This window comes from Thalassospira sp. (genome assembly GCF_040218635.1).
Taxonomy (GTDB): domain Bacteria; phylum Pseudomonadota; class Alphaproteobacteria; order Rhodospirillales; family Thalassospiraceae; genus Thalassospira.
The window spans coordinates 591,155-611,496 of sequence record NZ_JAVJRB010000005.1 but is presented as its reverse complement, the minus strand read 5'-3'; the positions used below and the strand labels follow the sequence as shown (position 1 = coordinate 611,496).

The following is a 20,342-nucleotide window of genomic DNA, read 5'->3' as shown; positions in this document are numbered from 1 at the left end:
GAATGACAGGAATGTTTTACAATTCAAAGATTTACGGCGCATCTACTGTGAAATGCATAACAGATACCGTTGCGGTATTTTGACACCGATTCCGGCAGCTTTGGCAAAATGCACTGTCCAGAAGCACCAAAAGCACCAAACGCAAAGAGGGCGCATATCGCGCCCTCTTTGGTCGGTTGTTACAACGTGATCGTTTCGGGCTTATGCGCCGGTCAGGGCCCTGATCTGACGGTTGGCCACCGTGATCATGGAAAGATCGATCTGACCTGCTGCGCGTAGTTCATTGATCAGCTCGTCACAGCGGGCACATCCGCGTTGATGGGTTTCAACCCACGCATCGACAAGATCCGCCCCGGACGATCCTTTTTTCCCGGCAGCAAGAACCGCACGGGTCAGTTCGCGCTGATGCCCGAACAAATCGTCGATAACGGCAGCACGGGCCAGTTTCTGCCAATAGGTATCGGCTTCTATCGACTCGGCTGCGGCCCGCATCAGGCCAAGCTGGAAGCGTGCACCAACTGCAAAGTAAGTTGATGCCACTTCAATGACGTCGCGCCCGGTTGCCTCGGCAATGCGGACCACATCACAGATCGCAACCATTTGCGCCATTGATGCCACGCGACGTGCCAGTTCTTCTGGAACCCCTTGCGCCACCAACGATTGCGCACGTTGTTCCAAGGCCGTTCTGAAACCGGCATCTTCGGGCACGATGTCTTCAAAGGACGAAATCACCTTTGAAACAGCAGGCCGGAACATTTCGATTTTTGCGCCAACGTTAAGTTCCTCGCAATTGCGCAGGAACCATTGGGTCACGTCATTGACCATGCGGTTAATGTCGCGGAACATGCTGGTCTGCAATTTGGCCAGAACCACGTTATCAAGGGCCTCGATCCCGGCCCACAGATCGCGCAAGCCAAATACAGCCCGCGTGATCAGATAGCCGCGCGAGACATCCACAGCCGAAAGCCCGGTTGCCTCCATCATGTCATGAACGAATGTCCCACCGACCCGGTTGACCAGACTGTTGGTCGCAACCGTTGCAATGATTTCACGTTTCAATCGATGGTTTGAAATCGCATCGGCGTATTTTTTCCGAACCGGCGTCGGGAAATAGCGCACCAGTTCTTCGACCAGGATCGGATCATCTGGCAAATCGGATTCCAGCACCTCGTCATACAGCCACAGCTTGGCATAGGGCATCAGAACCGAAACTTCCGGCCGGGTCAGGCCTTCATGGGCATTTGCACGGCGTGCCAGTTCTTCGTCATCGGGCAGATATTCAATCTCGCGGTTCAGACGGCCTTCGCGTTCCAACATGCGCAGCAACCGAACCTGCGCATCGAGCAGATCGGCACTGACCGCATCGGCATTCGAGATCGCCTGACTTTGCAGATAATTGTCCCGCAGAACCAGATCGCCAACTTCATCGGTCATTTCGACCAGAAGCTTGTTGCGCTGTTTTTCGGTCATGTCACCGGCAGCAACCACTTCGCCGACAAGGATCTTTATATTTACCTCGTGGTCAGAGCAGTTCACACCGGCTGCATTATCGATGGCATCGGTGTTCAGACGCCCACCGGCATGGGCATATTCGATACGGCCACGCTGGGTTGCGCCAAGATTTGCACCCTCGCCAATCACTTTTGCCCGGACTTCGCGGCCATTGATACGGATCGCATCATTGGCACGGTCACCGGCATCGGCGTTGGTTTCGCCGTGTGACTTGATATAGGTCCCGATCCCGCCAAACCACATCAGTTCGACTTCGGATTTCAGGATGGCTTTCATCATGTCGGCTGGCGTTACCTTGCCACTGTCAAGCCCAAGCAATTTGCGGACTTCAGGGGATGGATCAAGGGTCTTGGCCTTGCGGTCATAGATATCACCGCCTTTGGACAGCAGTTTTTTATCGTAATCCCCCCAGCCCGAACGCGGCAGATCAAACAGCCGTTTGCGTTCGGCAAAGCTTTTTGCCACATCCGGATCAGGATCGACGAAAATATGCATATGGTTGAAGGCTGCTAACAGTTTGATCTGTTCGGATAACAGCATGCCATTACCAAACACGTCGCCTGACATATCGCCCACACCGGCCACGGTGAAGGGAACCTTCTGGATGTCTTTGCCCATTTCGCGGAAGTGACGTTTGACCGATTCCCACGCACCACGGGCGGTGATGCCCATTTTCTTATGGTCATAGCCCTGTGATCCGCCAGATGCGAACGCATCATCAAGCCAGAAGCCATAATCACGGGCCACACCATTGGCAATGTCCGAGAAGGTTGCAGTCCCCTTATCAGCCGCAACAACCAGATAGGGATCATCATCATCAAGACGACGCACCCGAACCGGCGGAACGATTTCACCGGCAACGATGTTATCGGTAATATCGAGCATGCCGCTCATCAGGGTTTTGTAACAAGCAATGCCTTCTTCAAGGAAGGCTTCCCGTGACGGATCGACGGGCGGGCGTTTGACAACAAAGCCACCCTTGGACCCGACCGGTACAATCACCGCATTTTTGACCATCTGGGCTTTGACCAGACCGAGAATTTCGGTACGGAAATCTTCCTGACGATCAGACCAGCGAATACCGCCACGCGCCACCGGCCCACCGCGCAGATGCACGGCCTCTACCCGTGGGGAATAGACAAAGATTTCGCGCCATGGACGCGGTAATGGCAAATCTTCGATCATGCCGGAATTGAATTTTACCGACAGATACGGCTTGGGATTTCCATCCGCACCGTATTGGAAGAAGTTGGTGCGCAGCGTTGACTGAACCAGATTAAGGAAGACCCGCAAGATACGGTCTTCATCCGGGTTCATCACATCTTCAAGGCGGGAAATGATGTCGGCCTGGATTGCCTCGACCTCGGCTGCCAGTCCCGGATCACGATCCGGATCAAAGCGGGCAACGAACAACGATACAATCGCCGATGCCAGACCCGGGTTATTGGCAAGGGTTTTGGCCATATAGCTTTGCGAGAAGGCCGATCCTACCTGACGGGTATAACGGGCATAGGCCCGCAAAATGACCACTTCGCGCCAATGCAGATTGCCCAGCAGGACCAGACGGTTGAATTCATCATTTTCAACTTCGCCATGCCAGATCCGGACAAACAGTTCCTGAAACTTGTCGCGCACATCATGAAGGTTGAACGCCCCGTCAACCTCGACCCCAAAATCATGGATGCGGACATTGGTTTCAACTTCGCGCGGCTCGACCGTGAACGGATTTTCGGTAATGACCTTAAGCCCCATGTTTTCAAGCATGGGCAGGACGTCTGACAACGGAACCGGTGCGCCGGGATTGTAAATCTTGAAACGCAGTTCGTTTTCAGCCGCCTCGATCGGGCGATACAAATTCACCCGAAGGTCTTTGGCCTTGATCACATCTTCGATGCGTTCAACATCAAGGGCGGCACTTTCAACGGTAAACCGTTCGCGATAGTCGCTTGAGAAACTTTCACCATAGCGACGATACAGCGCCAACCCACGTTCTTCACCCATTTCACGGACAAGAACCTGACGCAGGGTATCGGCCCAGTCGCGTGCTGTTTCAACAAGCTGCCGTTCGATATCGGCAACATTATATTCCGGCAGTTCCCCCGGATTGGTTTTGACCAACAGGTGCAACCGGGCAAGCGGGCTATCACCAATCAGGGTGTAATGCGCGGTTACCTTGCCATCAAAGGCATCTTCGATGACCTTCTGGAACTTGAAACGCAGCTTGGTCGAAAAACGATCGCGTGGGCAAAACAACTGACAGGATACAAACCGTTCAAACGCATCACGGCGGACAAACAGCGCAATGCGTTGACGTTCCTGCAAATGCAGAATGCCCATGCAGGTATGATACAGGTCATCAAGTTCAACCTGAAACAGCTCGTCACGCGGGAAGGTTTCAAGAATATTGACCAGCGCCTTGCCATCGTGGCTGGCAGGCGGGAAACCGGCACGTTTCACCGTTTCAGCCAGTTTCATCCGCAAAAGCGGAATCAAACGCGGGCTCAGGTTATAGGCAACCGATGTAAACAGGCCGACAAACAGGTGCTGACCAACGACTTTGCCTTTGGCATCGAACTGTTTGACGACGATGGTATCAAGATGAACCGGACGGTGAACCGTGGATTGCTTGTTCGCCTTGGTCACCATCAAAAGGTTCGGGTTGGTGACAAAGTCGCGGACTTCTGATGACAAATTGCCGATCTGACGCAATTCATCAAAAACATGCGTCCCTTCGCGGGTCAGAATGCCAAGCTGGTTTTTGACTTCGACATCGGCCGGGGTCTTTTTGCCGGAGGTTTTGAATTTATATTCGCGATAACCAAGGAAGGTGAAATGGTCGTTGTGAAGCCAGCCAAGGAATTCTTTGACTTCCTGACGGTCTTCATCAGCGCCACCGCCGGTCGTTTCACCAACTTCTTCAAGAACCTCGCTGACCTTTTTCAGCATCGGCTGCCAGTCGCGCACCGCCAGACCAACATCGGTCAGGGCGTTTTCAAGGCGGTTATGGATCTTTTCAAGAACGGTTTCGTCGGTTTGCTCGTCAATTTCGACATGCATGACCGATTCACGCGGGTCTTGTGAATCTTCGACCGCCGCAACGGACTGAAGTTCACCTTTTTCATCACGGGCAATCCGCATGATCGGGTGAATCACAAGATGGACGGTCAAATCAAGTTCATGCAACGCCGAGGTCACCGAGTCGACCAGAAACGGCATGTCGGTATTGTTGATTTCGATCACGGTGTGATCTGATTTCCAGCCGTGTTCTTCAAGATCGGGATTATAGACCCGGATCTTGCTCGCATCGGCCGAGGGGCGCTTTTGCGCAAATTTGTATAGTGTTAAAGCCGCGCCATAAAGCGAGTCGACGGATCGACCTGCCATGTCGTCAGGCGGAACATCCTTATAAAAAAGGCGAACGAACGCTTCTGCATCCTTCGCCGTCTTGCCTTTTATGCGTTGCTGGATTTGTTCGACAACTTTGTCGACGACTTCCCGTTTCGGGTCGTCTTTTCGGGCTTTCATGTCCAATTTCCCTTTTTCCCGGGTCTGTTTACCAGACCCGAAACACCGACCTTTGCAGCCGGTATTACACACCACGGATGTCACATTTATTTGGGTAGGAAACCAGCGGCATTCCGACATTGGATCATACGGAATTCCTAAGATTTCCTCCAAAGCTACACATAGCGGATCAACTGCCTAAAAACTATGCTTCTGCACAAAAAAAATTCATTTAACCAACAAGCTAGCCCCGAAAGGATGGAACGACCCCCAACTGGCATTGTCACAGAATTTTGCACTTTATTGCGCTGCAAAATACCCTACACTCAGGAAAACCGCGCAGCTCAAACGACTCTTTCGCATGCGCACATTCCCCGAAATGGAGACATGACATGCTAGACGGCAAAAAGGGGCTGATTGTTGGAATTGCCAATGAAATGTCCATCGCCTGGGGGTGTGCACGCGTTTTCAAACGCGAGGGTGCTGATCTTGCGATCACGTATCTGAATGACAAGGCCGAGCCCCATGTGCGTCCCCTGGCCGATGAAATCGATGCATCGATCATTCTGCCCCTTGATGTTCGTAACGAACAACAATGTGACATGTTGTTTGCCCAGATCGAAAAACAATGGGGAAAGCTTGATTTCCTGCTTCATTCCATTGCCTTTGCCCCGGCTGATGATCTTCATGGACGTGTTGTTGATTGTTCGCGCGATGGGTTTTTGGCCGCCATGGACATTTCCTGCCATTCCTTTACCCGACTTGCCAAACGGGCCGAACCATTGATGCGCGATGGCGGCGCACTTTTGACCGTGACCTATATGGGATCGGAACGGGTGATTGATCATTATGGCGTGATGGGGCCGGTCAAAGCCGCCCTTGAAAGCACCACCCGCTATATGGCTGCCGAACTTGGGCCAAAGAATATCCGCTGTCACGCCATCTCGCCGGGGCCGCTTTTGACCCGGGCGGCGTCCGGCATTGCCGAATTTCAACATCTGATGGATGAAACAGCCCAGCGTGCGCCATCGCAAAGATTGGTCACGATTGATGAAATTGGCGAACTTGCCGCCTTTCTGGCAAGCGACCGCTCGCGGTCACTGACGGGCGATGTCGTTCATATTGATGGTGGTTACAATGTTATGGGCTAAGGCCGCCTGAGTGGCCTTTAACGCCGCTTAATCGCATCTTCTGCCTTGGGTGCGACCCGCTTGACCTGTTTTGCCCATGCAAGTTTCAAATCCGCATCCGGTTCCGGTGCCACAGCGGCAAACAAATCGAGTACATCCCCGCCATTCATCGCGATCATGCGGTCTTCGGTTTCAGACTGGGCTTCTACCCGGCCTTCAACAAGGTGACGCAGATCAAACTCCGCCTCCTTTAAGGCAGGCGCGATCAAAAGGGTTCGGTGACAATCAAGCGGGTCCTTTTCAGCACACATCAAGCAGATGCGATATTTACCAGCCCCGGACACGAGCCGTTCAATCCCGGCTTTGAAATCAGGCCGCTTTGCCATCAGGTCATAATCAAGCTGCCCGCCGGGATAAAGATCGGGCATTTGCGGTTTGCCGCCCATCACATCGCCCATAAAGACATAGGCGATGCCATTTTCACGCAGGAACGGCGCAAAACTCTCCGAGTCAAAAGCGGTCCAGTAGCTTGATCGTTTGAAAGTGCGAATATCGGCCACCGCCGTAATGCCATGCGACTTGAAAAGCGCAAGCAAACTGTCGCGGTCATGTCCGGCATAGCCGACTGTGTAAATTATCTGGTCCGGGTTATTGGCTGTGGAGTGGTTTTGGCTTTGCATGGATCAAAGACACGATAAATCGCATCCGCATGCAAGATCGAAAGCACCGTCACCGGGATTTATGCCCAAAAAGCAAAAGGCTGCCCCGAAGGACAGCCTTTGAAACTTTCATCATGGAGCGGGCGAAGAGATTCGAACTCTCGACCCTAACCTTGGCAAGGTTATGCTCTACCCCTGAGCTACGCCCGCATCATCATGAAAGCTGATGCTTAAGGAAAGTGACCTGATGGAGCGGGCGAAGAGATTCGAACTCTCGACCCTAACCTTGGCAAGGTTATGCTCTACCCCTGAGCTACGCCCGCATTCATCAGTATTTCCTGCCCCTGTGGAGCGGCGCGGATAATAGCCCAACAAAGAGCGATTGCAACCCTTTTTTCCACGAAAACGTAACATGACAAATTTTGGCGGTTTTCCTTGACTTTAGTGGGTTCAATTGCCGAAATCGGGCCGGACTTGCGCAAATTTGCGTCTGGTTTTGAACTTGGTTATCTTCTGGTCCACAGCCACAAGGGAAAGAGCATGAGCGATCCATCAACCATACTGTTCGATCATCTGGCAAAATTGGCGATCGAAACAACGACGCATGAACATGCGCCGCTTTTTACGGTCGAGGATTCGCAAAAGCTTCGTGGGGACCTTCCGGGGCTCCATGCCAAGAACCTTTTTGTCAAAGACAAGAAAGGCGAGTTGTGGCTTGTCGTTGCCGAAGAAGAAGCTGAAATCCGCATGAACCATTTGCACAAACGACTGGGCTGTGCGCGCCTGTCCTTTGGCAAACCGGAATTGCTGATTGATACGCTGGGCGTTAAGCCGGGCGCTGTCACACCGTTCGCGCTGATCAATGATCAGGAGCGCAAAGTGAACCTGGCGCTGGATGCGAAACTGGCCAATGGCGAGGTTTTAAATTTTCACCCCTTGCGAAATGATCGAACCACGACAATTTCGTCAGCAGACCTGTTGAAATTTACGACGTCTCTGGGCTACGAAGCATTGATCATTGATTTTGAAGCCGAGCCTGATCTTCCCGACCCTAGCTGAACGGCGAACATTTAAGGTAAGCCCTTACCAAACCTTAGATTCAAGTATAAGTAAACGCGAATATCACACCCCTCCCTCTTGTCGTCAGGCCACAGCGGCATCATCTAGAATTTTAGATTTAGCGAGTAAACAATAATGTCGATTATTCTTGACGCGAATGCGCCTGAGACCACCAGCCAGAATCAGGACTCTGACCTGATCAAGGACAGCAGTGTCGAAACGTTTGTCCAGGACGTCATCGAGCCATCGATGGAAATGCCGATTGTCGTCGATTTTTGGGCACCATGGTGCGGGCCCTGTAAGAACCTGACGCCAGTGATCGAAAAGGTCACCCGCGAGGCCGGTGGACGGGTCAAACTTGTCAAAGTCAATATTGATGAAAATCAGGAACTGGCGATGCAATTGCGCATCCAGTCAGTTCCGACCGTATATGCCTTCAAGGGCGGTCGCCCGGTTGACGGTTTTCAGGGCGGACAGCCCGAAAGCGAAGTACGCGCCTTTTACGAGCGCCTGATTGGCGAGCCGATTGAAAGCCCAATCGAGGCATTGCTTGAAAAGGCTGCCACCGCATTGACCGAAGACGATTATGAAACCGCACATGGTCTTTATGTCGGCGTGCTTGAACGTGAAAAAGACAATGAGATTGCCATCGGCGGCATGATCCGTTGCATGGTCGGAATGGGCGAAGTTGAAGAAACCCGCCATTTCGTTGACAACATGGCCGAACTTGATCGCCTGAAAACCCCGATTGCCGCCGCTATCAGTGCGCTTGAACTGGCCGAAACCGGTTATAGCCCCGAAGATTTGGCCGCAGCACGGGAAAAGGTCGCCGCCGACCCAACCGACATGCAGGCACAATACGATCTTGGCATGGCATGTTTTGCCACCAGCAAACGCGATGAAGCCGTCAATGCCATGATCACGATCATTCGCACCGACCGCGAATGGAATGAAGATGCAGGTCGCACCCAGCTTCTGAAGTTTTTTGAAGCATGGGGCCCCATGGACCCTGCCAGCGTCGCCGGACGCCGCGCACTATCAACGGTATTGTTTTCATGAGCATATGCGGCCCATTCGATCCTGCCTTTACGGATCTTCCCGACATCATGCCGGTATTCCCGCTTAACGGCGCACTTTTGTTGCCGCGCGGGCACTTGCCGCTCAACATATTCGAACCGCGTTATATGAATATGGTGACGGATGCACTGGGTCAGGATCGTATCATCGGTATGATCCAGCCCCGTCCCGATCAGCATAACAGCTATTTCATGGATCCGGATCATCCGCCGATTTTTTCGACCGGATGTGCGGGCCGGATTACCGCCTTTAGCGAAACCGATGATGGCCGGTTCCTGATCACGCTCACGGGTGTGTGCCGGTTCAATGTCGTCGAAGAACTGCCCGGTAACGAGGGCGGGTACCGGACCGTGAATGGTGATTTTGCGCCATGGAAAGATGACTTGTCCCTGCCCGCCGATGACATGCCGATCAATCGGGATCGGCTGCGCATGGCGCTTGAGGCCTATTTCGCACAGCATTCGTTGCGTTCGTGCTGGGATACCCTGGCCGATAGTGACGATGAGATGCTTATCACGACCATTTCGATGGGCTGTCGGTTAAGTCCGCTTGAAAAACAGGCTTTGCTGGAATGCACAACCCTGTATGATCGCGGCGATATGCTGACTACCCTGCTTGAAATGGCGATCCATTCCAATCCTCAGCAGGCGCACAGCAACGCCAACTGAAGATGACCAACTAAAGATGAACTGCGCGTTTCCAGACGCACATCCAACCCGAAGGCCGAATTGATGACCGCGACCAACAGCCCGGTAGACCCGAAACTTCTTGAAATCCTTGTCTGCCCGGTGACCAAGCAGGCGCTTGAATATGATCGCGCCAATAACGAATTGATCAGCCCGAAGGCCGGTCTGGCCTATCCGATACGTGATGGCATTCCGATCATGCTGCCTGATGAAGCCCGCCCGATCGAAGATTAAGACAGGGCACGTCGCATGTCACAGGACGGCTTCACACCGGAATTCACCCCCATTGAAATCAACTATCTGCGCGATGACCGCATTCTTGAGGTCGTTTGGGATGATGGTGTTTCAACGCGTCTGAGTGCTGAATTGCTGCGGGTTGAAAGCCCGTCCGCCGAAGTACAGGGCCACCATCCAAGCGAAAAGAAAATCATCGCCGGACGCCGCCATGTCGGGATCATGGATATTGTCCCGGTTGGCAATTATGCCGTGCGGATCAGTTTTGATGATTTGCATGATAGCGGGCTTTATAGCTGGCAATACCTGCGTGAATTGCACAGCACGAAAGACAAATTGTGGGCCGACTATCTTGCCGCCCTTGATGCACGTGGCCTGTCACGCGACCCTCGCTAACTTCATTTCGGTTAATTCACTTTCCACGTTACAAACTAAAACGGCCCCACCAAAGGCAGGGCCGCTTTAAAATCAGTTGCCGACAGCGCAAGACGCCGCTTAGCCGGCCTTAGAACCGATAGCCGACACCAACACCGAACAGCCACGGGTCAAGGTCCGCTTTTGCATTGACCGCGCCGTTATTTACCGAAACATCGGTGCTGAGATAGATCTTTTTGACATCCACATTCAGTGACCATGGACCGGAAATGGCATAATCAAAGCCCGCCTGAAAGGCATAGCCAAAGCCATCGTCATACTTGACTGAATTGAACTGGCCCGGCTTTGAGTCATAGAAAAACGTATAATTGATACCAGCGCCGATATAAGGGCTGAAACGCTGATCCGCCATAAAGTGATATTGTGCCGTCAATGTCGGCGGCAACAAGCGAACACTGCCAAGATCCTTGCCATCATTCTAGGTGACATCATGCTTCGATGTGCCGGCAATCAGTTCAAGCGCAATGTTGTTGGTGATGAAGTAAGAAAAATCCACCTCGGGAATAACGTCGTTATCAACCCGGCCTTCACCGGCCAGCGTATTGCTGTCGATATCTTCATCGGGCACAACGCCCAATAGGCGGCCGCGGATAAGAATATCACCGGCCTGCTTGGTCTTGAACTCTGCGTCCTGTGCCTGTACGGCACCACCCACAAGCATGGTTGCACCCAAAATTGCGGCCACAGCAGCTGCTGACATCCGTTTATGGGAAAATGTCATGTCCTATCCCCTGTCATTAAATTGAACTCGCGGGGAAACTGCGCCTAAGCCTTTGCTGACTTGTTGACACACATCAACAAAGGTCGACGAAAAACGACATGATTTTGAACGGTTTTAACTGACCGGTGATCATAAACTATCTGCGCGCTCTGACTTTCGAGAAATTCGCCGTCTGCGCACATTTTAATCACAACGACTGACAGAGCAGCCTTTAGCCCAAACAGGTTAAAGCGATTTTCCCTGCATCAGCTTGGGCAAGGTTCCGGCATATCCCATGGCATGGGACATAAATGTCTTTTTAAGGGGCGGGATTTTCTGAACCACGGCCAGCCCGATATCGCGCGCCCAGCGGATCGGGGCGATATCATTGGAAAACAGCCGATTGGTCAAATCGGTGACCGCCAGCATCACGGTATTGTCGAACCGGCGCCATTGTTCATATTCGGCCAAAACATCCGTGCTTCCGATATCGCGACCAAGACGCCGCGCATTGACCAGAATTTCGGCCAGAACCGCGACATCGCGAATGCCCATATTAAGCCCCTGGCCTGCAATCGGATGCATCCCGTGCGCCGCATCGCCAATCAGGGCAATCCGGTCATCTGTGTAGTGATAGGCATGCTGCAGCCCCAATGGATAGCAAAAGCGCGGACCAACAACTTCGAGATCCCCAAGATAGCCATCAAAGCGACGGTGCAATTCATCGACAAAGGTTTCTTCATCAAGATTGACCAGATAATTGCCAAGTTCTGTGCTTTCGGTCCAGACAATAGAGCAGCGATTATCGGTCATTGGTAGAATGGCAAACGGCCCGGCAGGCAGAAAATGCTCAACGGCCAACCCATTATGGGGCTGTTTGTGCTTTACCGTGCAGACCACAGCACTTTGTTTATAGGCCCACTGATAGGTTTTGATCCCCGCCCAGTCCCGCAACATCGAATTACGTCCTTCGGCCCCAACGGCAAGCGGGGCGCGAATGGATTGGCCATCGGCAAGCCTTATGGTCACACCACCCTGATCACGGGCGATTTCATCAACCCGTGCCGGGGCAATCATTTCAACCAGATCGTTTTGGGCAATCGCACGATAAAGCGCACCACGGGTGACAAGGTTTTCAACGATATAACCCAGTGGTTCGTCACCAAGATCGTGATGGTCATAATGGAGGAAAAGCGGGCTTTTGCCATCTGCAATCCGGATATCCAGGATCGGCTCGGCCGCATCGGCCATGTTTTTCCACGCACCAATAACGTCCAGTACGGATTTCGAGGCCGCGGCAATTGCACAGGTCCGACCATCATAATTGGCACTCAGGATGGTTTTGGGATCGGCATAGTCAATCACCACCGACTTCATACCGCCATGGGCAAGGGCAAGCGCCATCGCCGCACCGTTCAACCCACCGCCCAGAATAACGACATCGGTATGAAGTGCCTGCTGATCCTGCATTTCGCAAATTCCTGTTTGGTCATGGCCTTGGTAACGGCCCTGGTCAATGTTCCCGGTCTTATGCCAGTTGATCGCGTTTACTCGTTGATCTGACGCAAGAAGCCCGCACAATTGATACTGCCCATCTTTACCCCGCTCCGTACGGGACGACAACCCGCACCGATCATTCGGTAAGGCAATTCTTCAACCTTGTCAGACGGACATGCGTCATCACGCGCTTATGGGTCGGTCCATGGGCCTGAAATGGCCTGAACACGCCGCGAACCAGCCGCGAACCAACCCGAATATTCCGCGGTGTTCGTACCAAGCACCGTTAAGCGCCTTATCCACACCCTTGAAGCACAACACCTTTTCCAACTTGTGTTTATTTGATTAAAAAATACGCACAATTTTTAAACAGAGGTAAATTCTGTGCATATTTTAATCCGGCGACCCGCGCAAAACGTCATCCTCCAACCAAAGCGATTATTCATTTTTTCCTTATTAATCAGATGATTAACAGTTTTATTTTGAGTCTGGCACGATTCTTGGTTTGTGGGGTGAGACTGCGAAATCGTGATTACCACGTTGGTACTCAACGGATATGCCGGGAGGTCGCAATATTATGAAACTTGTTACTGCTGTCATTAAACCGTTCAAACTGGACGAAGTCCGCGAGGCGCTTAGCGCTTTGGGCGTTCAGGGCTTGACGGTCACTGAAGTTAAAGGTTTTGGCCGTCAGAAAGGTCAGACCGAAATTTATCGTGGTGCTGAATACATGGTCAGCTTCCTGCCGAAAGTGAAGCTGGAAGTCGCCATCACGGATAATCTGGTCGATCAGGTTGTCGAAGCCATCACCAAAACTGCTCAAACCGGGAAAATCGGGGACGGTAAGATTTTCGTTCTTGATGTAAGCCAGGCGGTCCGTATCCGTACTGGTGAAACCGGCGACGACGCCCTGTAAGTCCAGAGACAAGGGGAGACATTATGAACATCTCTATTAAGAAAACCGGCCTTGCCGCTCTTGCAGGCACCGCCCTTCTTGCAATCGCTTCTCCAGCCTTTGCTCAGGACGCTGGCGTTTCGGCTGAGACCCAATACATCCTGAACAGCTTTAGCTTCCTGTTCAGTGGCGCACTGGTCATGTGGATGGCAGCTGGCTTTGCCATGCTGGAATCCGGCCTTGTACGTACGAAAAACGTTTCTACCATCCTGTTGAAGAACATCTCGCTCTTCGCTGTTGCAGGCATCATGTATTACCTCATCGGTTATAACCTGATGTATATGGATGTAACCGGATGGATCGGTTCGCTGAGCCTCTGGAGTGCTGATGATGCAGCTGCTCTTGCTGGTGATTTCTCGGGCGGCTATTCCGCAACGTCTGACTGGTTCTTCCAGATGGTCTTCGTTGCGACCGCAGCTTCGATCGTATCGGGCACTGTAGCCGAGCGTATCAAACTGTGGCCGTTCATGATCTTCGTCGTCGTGCTTACCGGTGTTCTCTACCCGATTACCGGTGCATGGACCTGGGGTGGCGGCTGGTTGTCCGAAATGGGCTTTGCTGATTTCGCTGGTTCGACCATCGTTCACTCGGTCGGCGGCTGGGCTGCTCTGACCGGTGCGATCATTCTTGGCGCACGTAAAGGCAAATATGGCGAAGACGGTTCGGTTCATCCGATGCCGGGTTCGAACCTTCCGCTTGCGACCCTTGGTACTTTCGTACTTTGGCTCGGCTGGTTCGGCTTCAACGGTGGTTCCCAGCTTGCTATGGGTACCGGCGCTGATGTCATCGCGATCGCCAACATCTATGGCAACACCTCGATGGCTGCTGCTGGTGGTGTTGTTGCCGCTGCGATCCTGACCCAGATCCTTTACAAAAAGGTCGACCTTACCATGGCACTTAACGGTGCACTGGCTGGTCTGGTCTCGATCACTGCTGGTCCGGATACTCCGACCATCGGTTCTGCCATCATCATCGGCGCAATCGGCGGTGTTCTGGTTGTTGTTGCAGTTCCGCTGCTCGACAAACTGAAAATCGATGACGTCGTTGGCGCAGTTTCGGTGCACCTTGTTGCTGGTATCTGGGGCACGCTTGCTGTTCCGTTCACCAATGACGGTGCGTCCTTCGGTGTTCAGCTGACCGGTATCGTTGCAATGGGTGCTTTCACCATTGTTGCATCGAGCATCGTCTGGCTGGTTCTGAAGTTCACTGTTGGCATCCGCCTCAGCGAAGAAGACGAGCATATCGGTTCCGATGCTGCTGAACTTGGTCTGGAAGCTTACCCGGAATTCGGTAAGGGTTCCCAGCGCTTCTAAGCGATTTGATTTCCTGACGGATACCGGGTTCGCCCGGTATCCTGCCTGTCAGACCAACTGGCCCGCCCGGGAGTTATCCTGCGGCGGGCTTTTTGTCTGGATCCCTGATGCTGCCTTTTTGGGCAGTGTTTTGGTCATTGTGAAGGCAAAGCCGGTTTTAAGCCCCTTGCCCGATCCATCAGCATCATACCGACATTCCCCAACTAGCGCCTTGATGTTGCAGGTCCAAATCAGATTTATCAGTGCCTTGGCACGGAAATTGATCTTGCGACCTCCGAACCAGAGTCCGGCAACCCCTACAAGACCGGACCGAGAGGAAACGCTATTTGAAAACGGGGGGATGCCTTATGCAGGCTTTCCAGACTGCCTCGGACGTATTTTTCGTCCTGATGGGTGCTATTATGGTGCTCGCGATGCATGCCGGCTTTGCTTTTCTTGAAGTCGGTACTGTCCGCAAAAAGAACCAGGTCAATGCACTGGTTAAAATCATTGTCGATTTTGCCGTTTCGACCATCGCCTATTTCTTTATCGGTTACAGCGTTGCCTATGGCGTTGATTTCTTTGCCAGTGCCGCCACGTTAAGCGGTCATGCCGGATCTGACGGTGCACCTGCCTTTGCCTCAAGCGGCTATGATCTGGTCAAATTCTTTTTCCTGCTGACCTTTGCGGCCGCGATCCCCGCGATCATATCGGGTGGCATTGCCGAACGTGCGCGTTTCTACCCGCAGCTTCTTGCCACCGCCATTCTGGTCGGTGTGTGTTATCCGCTTTTCGAAGGCATGGTCTGGAACAATAATTTCGGTTTTCAGGACATGATCGAAGCCAGTTTTGGCGCGCCTTTCCATGATTTCGCAGGCTCCATCGTTGTTCATGCGGTTGGGGGCTGGATCGCGCTGGGTGCGGTCATCACCCTTGGTGTTCGTCGCGGGCGATACACCAAGACCGGCGGTCTGGTCGGTATTCCGCCGTCAAACATTCCGTTCCTGGCGCTTGGGTCATGGGTGCTGTGTGTCGGCTGGTTTGGCTTTAACGTCATGTCTGCGCAATCAATCAGCGGCATTACCGGTCTGGTCGCGGTTAACTCGTTGATGGCCATGGTGGGCGGTATCCTGACTGCATTGTTGTCAGGTCGAAACGATCCCGGGTTCGTGCATAATGGTGCGCTTGCCGGTCTGGTTGCTGTCTGTGCCGGATCAGATGTCATGCATCCGATCGGGGCATTGATCACCGGCGGTCTTGCCGGGGCATTATTTGTCTGGGGCTTTAACCAGTGTCAGACAAAATGGAAGATTGATGACGTTCTTGGCGTCTGGCCGTTACATGGTATGTGCGGTCTTTTGGGCGGCATTGCGTGCGGCATCTTTGGTCTTGAAGCCTTGGGCGGCATGGGGGGTGTTTCCTTTGCAGCCCAGCTCGCAGGGTCACTGATCGGTGTGGTCTTTGCCACGGTCGTCGGGTTTGTCGTCTATGGCGTGATCAAGAAAACCGTTGGCTTCCGGCTGTCGGAAGAAGACGAGTTTGATGGTGCGGATCTGTCAGTCCACAATATCAGCGCCTATCCCGAAGATGATCTTCGCGCCAGCTAAGACTTTGTAAAATTGCATCACACATTTACCAAAAGCCCGGAAAGCCCGTCTTTCCGGGCTTTTTACGTTAAAACACCCTGTCTCTTAAATCTTTCTTTGCACTTTTCGCATAGGGGTAGATTGAGGGGAAATTGCCCACATTTAACCAACATGCATCCGCATCATGGCAAAGCCTGATGTGACATAGACCAAGCTGGAATGACGACGACCATGTTTAACGAACGCCTGGATCAATTGCCTGCCTATCCGTTTCCGCGATTGGCGGCCTTACTTGACGGTATTGAACCCGGTCAATCGCCATTGGTCATGTCGATTGGTGAGCCGCAGCACGAACCGCCTGCGATGATCACGGAAGCCATGGTTAAATACGCATCGCTTTGGCATAAATACCCACCGGGGGCTGGCACCCCGGAATTGCGTGATGCGATCAAAAACTGGCTTGATCGGCGCTATCGCCTGCCAGCAAGCATGATCCACCGCGATGATCATATTTTGCCCGTGGCCGGCACGCGCGAAGCGCTTTATCTGATTGCCACCACCGTCATTCCCCAAGACCAGCCCGGCCCCAAACCCAAGGTGCTGCTGCCCAACCCGTTTTATCAGGTCTATTGTGGCGCGGCTGTTTTGAATGACGCGGAAATGGTCCCGCTTTCCGCCCAGGCCGAGAACGGATTTTTGCCAGATCTTGATCAGATCGATACCGAAACATTAGATGCCTGTCGGTTGTTTTTCCTGTGTTCTCCGGCCAATCCGCAAGGATCGATCGCATCGCGCGACTATCTTGAACGGGTGATTGGCCTGGCGCGCAAGCATGACTTTGTTCTGGCGATGGATGAATGCTACGCCGATATCTATGATGCCACTGCACCGACCGGCGCGCTTGAAATCTGTGCTTCACAGGGTGGAAACATGGACAACGTCCTTGTCTTCCACAGCCTGTCGAAACGATCCAGCGCACCGGGGCTTCGGTCCGGCTTTGTCGCCGGGGATGCCAACATCATCAAACGGTTTAATGCGCTGCGCAGTTATTGTTCGGCAACCATTCCAATGCCGGTGATGGCCGCATCAACCGCCCTTTGGAATGACGATGCCCACGCAAGCGAAAACCGTGATTTGTATCGGGCCAAGATCGACATCGCCGAAGAAGTCTTTGGCAACAGATTTGGCTTTTACCGGCCGCCGGGTGGATTTTTCCTGTGGCTTGACGTTGGCGACGACGAAGCTGCAACCAAGAAAATCTGGCAGCAGGTCGGAGTTAAAGTCATTCCAGGCAGCTATCTTTCGATCACGGATGCCAATGGCGACAATCCGGGCAAGCAATTTATCCGCATTGCCCTTGTACATGACCTTGAAACCACACGAGACGGGCTGAGCCGTATTGCGCAGGCGCTGGAAAGCTAACTTTCCGCGTCAAATCGCAATCGACCGCCAAGCAGGACTTAACCAGAACGGATACCCAGATGAGCAGTCAGTCGAACACTCTTGGAACCGCCTTTATGCCCGGCAGTCTTGTGACTTTGCTGAAGCGAAGCGGTTTGCGGATTTGCGGCCTTGGTCTGGTTTTCATGGCCATTGCCCTGTTCATCATGCTGATCGGTTTCCATCCCGGCGATCCATCGTTTAATCACGCCACCGACCGCGGGGCGATTTTCAATCCGCTTGGCCTTGTCGGAGCCTATGGCGCGGATTTGATGTTGCGCACATTGGGTCTGGCTTCGGCACTTCTAACCGTGCTTTTGCTGGGCTGGGGGTTGCGCCTGATTGCGGTTAAACCGTTTAGCTGGATGTGGGTGCGGTTTCTTGTCTTGCCGTTGGCACTGCTTTTGGTGGCGATGTCGGCAGCGGCCATTCAACCGGGCATGCATTGGCCGTTGACCGTCGGGCTTGGCGGGTTTGCCGGTGATTTGCTGCTGAACAAACTTCAAGCCGGCTTTGCCATGATTGGCCTGCCCGGTGCGCGGGCCTTGATCGCACTTTCATGCATGGTGCTTGGTCTGGTTCTGACGATCTTTTGCATGGCCTATTCGCTTGCCGACTGGGGACGGTTGGGCAATGTGCTGTCTTATGCTGCCGGAAAAATCATTTCGGGTGCGCGGGCCATTATCCCGACAGGCAGCAATGACGAACCGGTTGCCAAACGCGCCCCCGGTTCGCGACAGGAACCATCCCTTGATAAAGGGAAATCCAAGCTGGCCCCGGCCATCTCCACCCGACGATCTGACCCCAGAACCGATCCGGACGACGAGGACGGTTTTGATGATGACGACGATTACAATAGCGTGGATAACGAACCGCCTGTGCATATCGTTGCCGCCCCTGCGGCCAAACTGCAACCCAGTGAAAAGGCATCTGCACAGCGTCAGGCATCCTTTGATTTGGGATCAGATGAATACCGTTATCCGCCGCTTGATCTTTTGCATGAACCTGATCCCGCCGATGCCACCCAGATCGATCAGGAAGCCTTGGCGCAAAATGCCCGTCTTCTTGAAACCGTGCTGCAGGACTTTGGCGTTAAGGGCGAAATTGTTCAGGTCCGCCCCGGCCCGGTTGTGACCCTGTATGAACTTGAACCAGCCGCCGGGGTAAAATCATCGCGGGTGATTGGTCTTGCCGATGATATTGCACGCTCCATGAGTGCGATTGCCGCGCGTGTTGCTGTGGTGCCGGGACGGAACGTTATCGGGATCGAACTTCCAAATGCGCGGCGTGAAACCGTGCATCTGCATGAAATTCTGGCATCAAGCGATTTCGAGAAGAATACCGGCAAGCTTAATATGAGCCTGGGCAAAGACATTGGCGGCACACCGGTGATTGCCGATCTTTCGAAAATGCCGCATTTGCTGATTGCGGGTACGACCGGTTCGGGTAAATCGGTTGGTGTGAACGCAATGATCCTGTCGTTGCTTTATCGCTTAAAACCCGAAGAATGCCGCTTTATCATGATTGATCCGAAAATGCTGGAACTGTCGATCTATGACGGCATCCCGCATCTTTTGACCCCGGTTGTGACCGACCCGCACAAGGCAGTTGTTGCCCTGAAATGGGCGGTGCGCGAAATGGAAGACCGTTATCGCGCCATGAGCCAGGTGGGGGTGCGTAACATTGCCGGTTACAACAAACGCATCAAGGAAGCCGCGGCCAAGGGCGAACAACTTACCCGTCGCGTTCAGACCGGGTTTGATCCCGAAACCGGCAAGCCGATCTTTGAAGATCAGGAACTGCCGATGGAGCCGCTGCCCTTTATCGTCGTCATTGTCGATGAGATGGCCGACCTTATGCTGGTCGCGGGCAAGGATGTTGAAGCATCGATCCAGCGACTGGCCCAGATGGCCCGTGCCGCGGGCTTGCACCTGATCATGGCGACCCAGCGTCCGTCGGTCGATGTCATCACCGGGACGATCAAGGCCAACTTCCCGACCCGAATTTCGTATTCCGTGACCTCCAAGATCGATTCCCGCACCATCCTTGGCGAAATGGGGGCGGAGCAGCTTCTGGGTCAGGGGGATATGCTTTATATGGGCCAAGGCGGCCGGTTGCAGCGTGTTCACGGCCCCTTTGTTTCGGATGAAGAAGTCGAAAGCATCGTCAAGCATCTGCGCGATCAGGGTGATCCGTCATATCTTGAAACCGTTACCGAAGAACCCGAAGAAGACCCTGTTGCTGCCTATATGGCTGGTGGTAATGCCGGTGCGGGGGGCGGCAATGGATCAGATGATGATTTGTATAATCAGGCGGTCGGCATTGTTCTGCGCGAGAAAAAGGCATCGACCAGCTTTATCCAGCGCAAACTTTCCATCGGCTATAACCGGGCCGCACGCATCATCGAACAGATGGAAGAAAACGGCGTCGTATCATCCGCCAACCATGTCGGCAAACGCGAAGTGCTGATGGAAAATATGGATGGTTCGCCCTACGAGTATTAATCAGAGCACAGCTTTGAACAGTTAAACAAAAAGAAGGCGGGCATATTTGTCCGCCTTCATGCGTTAGTTGCG

The 20,342-nt window shown here is 53.2% G+C and carries 14 protein-coding genes, 2 tRNA genes and 1 pseudogene; 11 read left to right on the top strand and 6 right to left on the bottom strand.

Annotation, left to right across the window (positions count from 1 at the left end):
- Nucleotides 1-201: 201 nt before the first annotated feature.
- Nucleotides 202-5,037: an NAD-glutamate dehydrogenase gene (locus tag RIC05_RS06350; RefSeq protein WP_350044880.1), complete on the bottom strand. Its 4,836-nt coding sequence runs from the start codon at nt 5,035-5,037 to the stop codon at nt 202-204.
- 371 nt (nt 5,038-5,408) lie between these two features.
- On the opposite strand from RIC05_RS06350, the gene fabI reads away from it, so the two are divergent.
- Nucleotides 5,409-6,167 (top strand): enoyl-ACP reductase FabI, encoded by a 759-nt coding sequence (gene fabI, locus RIC05_RS06345; protein ID WP_350044881.1) that lies wholly within the window; start codon nt 5,409-5,411, stop codon nt 6,165-6,167.
- Between the two features lie 17 nt (nt 6,168-6,184).
- Here the strand turns inward: fabI and RIC05_RS06340 are convergent, their stop codons facing one another.
- The 3 genes from RIC05_RS06340 to RIC05_RS06330 all read right to left on the bottom strand — a co-directional run bounded on the left by RIC05_RS06340 (nt 6,185) and on the right by RIC05_RS06330 (nt 7,128).
- Nucleotides 6,185-6,826: a DUF488 domain-containing protein gene (locus tag RIC05_RS06340; RefSeq protein WP_350044882.1), complete on the bottom strand. Its 642-nt coding sequence runs from the start codon at nt 6,824-6,826 to the stop codon at nt 6,185-6,187.
- 114 nt (nt 6,827-6,940) lie between these two features.
- Nucleotides 6,941-7,015 (bottom strand) — tRNA-Gly (locus RIC05_RS06335).
- Nucleotides 7,016-7,053: 38 nt separating this feature from the next.
- Nucleotides 7,054-7,128: transfer RNA gene (locus RIC05_RS06330), tRNA-Gly, on the bottom strand.
- 217 nt (nt 7,129-7,345) lie between these two features.
- Between RIC05_RS06330 and RIC05_RS06325 the strand changes: the two genes are divergently transcribed.
- The 5 genes from RIC05_RS06325 (at nt 7,346) to RIC05_RS06305 (ending at nt 10,257) form a co-directional block, all read left to right on the top strand.
- On the top strand, nt 7,346-7,864 hold the full coding sequence (locus RIC05_RS06325; protein WP_350044883.1) for a prolyl-tRNA synthetase associated domain-containing protein: 519 nt from the start codon (nt 7,346-7,348) through the stop codon (nt 7,862-7,864).
- A 135-nt stretch (nt 7,865-7,999) separates the two neighbouring features.
- Nucleotides 8,000-8,923 (top strand): thioredoxin, encoded by a 924-nt coding sequence (trxA, locus tag RIC05_RS06320; protein WP_350043670.1) that lies wholly within the window; start codon nt 8,000-8,002, stop codon nt 8,921-8,923.
- Nucleotides 8,920-9,609, top strand: a complete 690-nt coding sequence (locus RIC05_RS06315) for an LON peptidase substrate-binding domain-containing protein (RefSeq protein WP_350043669.1) — start codon at nt 8,920-8,922, stop codon at nt 9,607-9,609. The genes trxA and RIC05_RS06315 overlap by 4 nt, the downstream gene beginning before the upstream one ends.
- A 63-nt stretch (nt 9,610-9,672) precedes the next feature.
- A complete protein-coding gene (locus RIC05_RS06310) occupies nt 9,673-9,861 on the top strand; it encodes a Trm112 family protein (protein WP_350043668.1) in 189 nt (62 codons plus the stop codon).
- 15 nt (nt 9,862-9,876) lie between these two features.
- Nucleotides 9,877-10,257, top strand: a complete 381-nt coding sequence (locus RIC05_RS06305) for a gamma-butyrobetaine hydroxylase family protein (RefSeq protein WP_350044884.1) — start codon at nt 9,877-9,879, stop codon at nt 10,255-10,257.
- Nucleotides 10,258-10,366: 109 nt separating this feature from the next.
- Here RIC05_RS06305 and RIC05_RS06300 read toward each other — a convergent pair.
- Nucleotides 10,367-10,957 (bottom strand): annotated as a pseudogene (locus tag RIC05_RS06300) (OmpW/AlkL family protein).
- Between the two features lie 285 nt (nt 10,958-11,242).
- The gene (ubiH, locus tag RIC05_RS06295) at nt 11,243-12,466 is read right to left on the bottom strand and encodes a 2-octaprenyl-6-methoxyphenyl hydroxylase (RefSeq protein WP_350044885.1); all 1,224 of its coding nucleotides are present in this window, start codon (nt 12,464-12,466) and stop codon (nt 11,243-11,245) included.
- A gap of 604 nt (nt 12,467-13,070) precedes the next feature.
- Between ubiH and RIC05_RS06290 the strand changes: the two genes are divergently transcribed.
- The 5 genes from RIC05_RS06290 to RIC05_RS06270 all read left to right on the top strand — a co-directional run bounded on the left by RIC05_RS06290 (nt 13,071) and on the right by RIC05_RS06270 (nt 20,270).
- On the top strand, nt 13,071-13,409 hold the full coding sequence (locus tag RIC05_RS06290) for a P-II family nitrogen regulator (RefSeq protein WP_007088725.1): 339 nt from the start codon (nt 13,071-13,073) through the stop codon (nt 13,407-13,409).
- Nucleotides 13,410-13,432: 23 nt separating this feature from the next.
- Nucleotides 13,433-14,761 (top strand): ammonium transporter AmtB, encoded by a 1,329-nt coding sequence (locus RIC05_RS06285; RefSeq protein ID WP_350044886.1) that lies wholly within the window; start codon nt 13,433-13,435, stop codon nt 14,759-14,761.
- A 347-nt stretch (nt 14,762-15,108) separates the two neighbouring features.
- A complete protein-coding gene (locus tag RIC05_RS06280) occupies nt 15,109-16,347 on the top strand; it encodes an ammonium transporter (protein ID WP_350044887.1) in 1,239 nt (412 codons plus the stop codon).
- Between the two features lie 210 nt (nt 16,348-16,557).
- Nucleotides 16,558-17,748 (top strand): aminotransferase class I/II-fold pyridoxal phosphate-dependent enzyme, encoded by a 1,191-nt coding sequence (locus RIC05_RS06275; RefSeq protein WP_350044888.1) that lies wholly within the window; start codon nt 16,558-16,560, stop codon nt 17,746-17,748.
- A gap of 59 nt (nt 17,749-17,807) precedes the next feature.
- A complete protein-coding gene (locus RIC05_RS06270; RefSeq protein WP_350044889.1) occupies nt 17,808-20,270 on the top strand; it encodes a DNA translocase FtsK in 2,463 nt (820 codons plus the stop codon).
- Nucleotides 20,271-20,342: the final 72 nt, after the last annotated feature.

Bases quoted from the DNA above. Each gene is read 5' to 3' on its own strand.
- RIC05_RS06340 (WP_350044882.1), bottom strand. From the start codon at position 6,826: ATGCAAAGCCAAAACCACTCCACAGCCAATAACCCGGACCAGATAATT.
- RIC05_RS06305 (WP_350044884.1), top strand. From the start codon at position 9,877: ATGTCACAGGACGGCTTCACACCGGAATTCACCCCCATTGAAATCAAC.
- trxA (WP_350043670.1), top strand. From the start codon at position 8,000: ATGTCGATTATTCTTGACGCGAATGCGCCTGAGACCACCAGCCAGAAT.
- RIC05_RS06325 (WP_350044883.1), top strand. From the start codon at position 7,346: ATGAGCGATCCATCAACCATACTGTTCGATCATCTGGCAAAATTGGCG.
- ubiH (WP_350044885.1), bottom strand. From the start codon at position 12,466: ATGCAGGATCAGCAGGCACTTCATACCGATGTCGTTATTCTGGGCGGT.
- RIC05_RS06270 (WP_350044889.1), top strand. From the start codon at position 17,808: ATGAGCAGTCAGTCGAACACTCTTGGAACCGCCTTTATGCCCGGCAGT.
- RIC05_RS06285 (WP_350044886.1), top strand. From the start codon at position 13,433: ATGAACATCTCTATTAAGAAAACCGGCCTTGCCGCTCTTGCAGGCACC.
- RIC05_RS06275 (WP_350044888.1), top strand. From the start codon at position 16,558: ATGTTTAACGAACGCCTGGATCAATTGCCTGCCTATCCGTTTCCGCGA.
- fabI (WP_350044881.1), top strand. From the start codon at position 5,409: ATGCTAGACGGCAAAAAGGGGCTGATTGTTGGAATTGCCAATGAAATG.
- RIC05_RS06310 (WP_350043668.1), top strand. From the start codon at position 9,673: ATGACCGCGACCAACAGCCCGGTAGACCCGAAACTTCTTGAAATCCTT.
- RIC05_RS06350 (WP_350044880.1), bottom strand. From the start codon at position 5,037: ATGAAAGCCCGAAAAGACGACCCGAAACGGGAAGTCGTCGACAAAGTT.
- RIC05_RS06280 (WP_350044887.1), top strand. From the start codon at position 15,109: ATGCAGGCTTTCCAGACTGCCTCGGACGTATTTTTCGTCCTGATGGGT.
- RIC05_RS06290 (WP_007088725.1), top strand. From the start codon at position 13,071: ATGAAACTTGTTACTGCTGTCATTAAACCGTTCAAACTGGACGAAGTC.
- RIC05_RS06315 (WP_350043669.1), top strand. From the start codon at position 8,920: ATGAGCATATGCGGCCCATTCGATCCTGCCTTTACGGATCTTCCCGAC.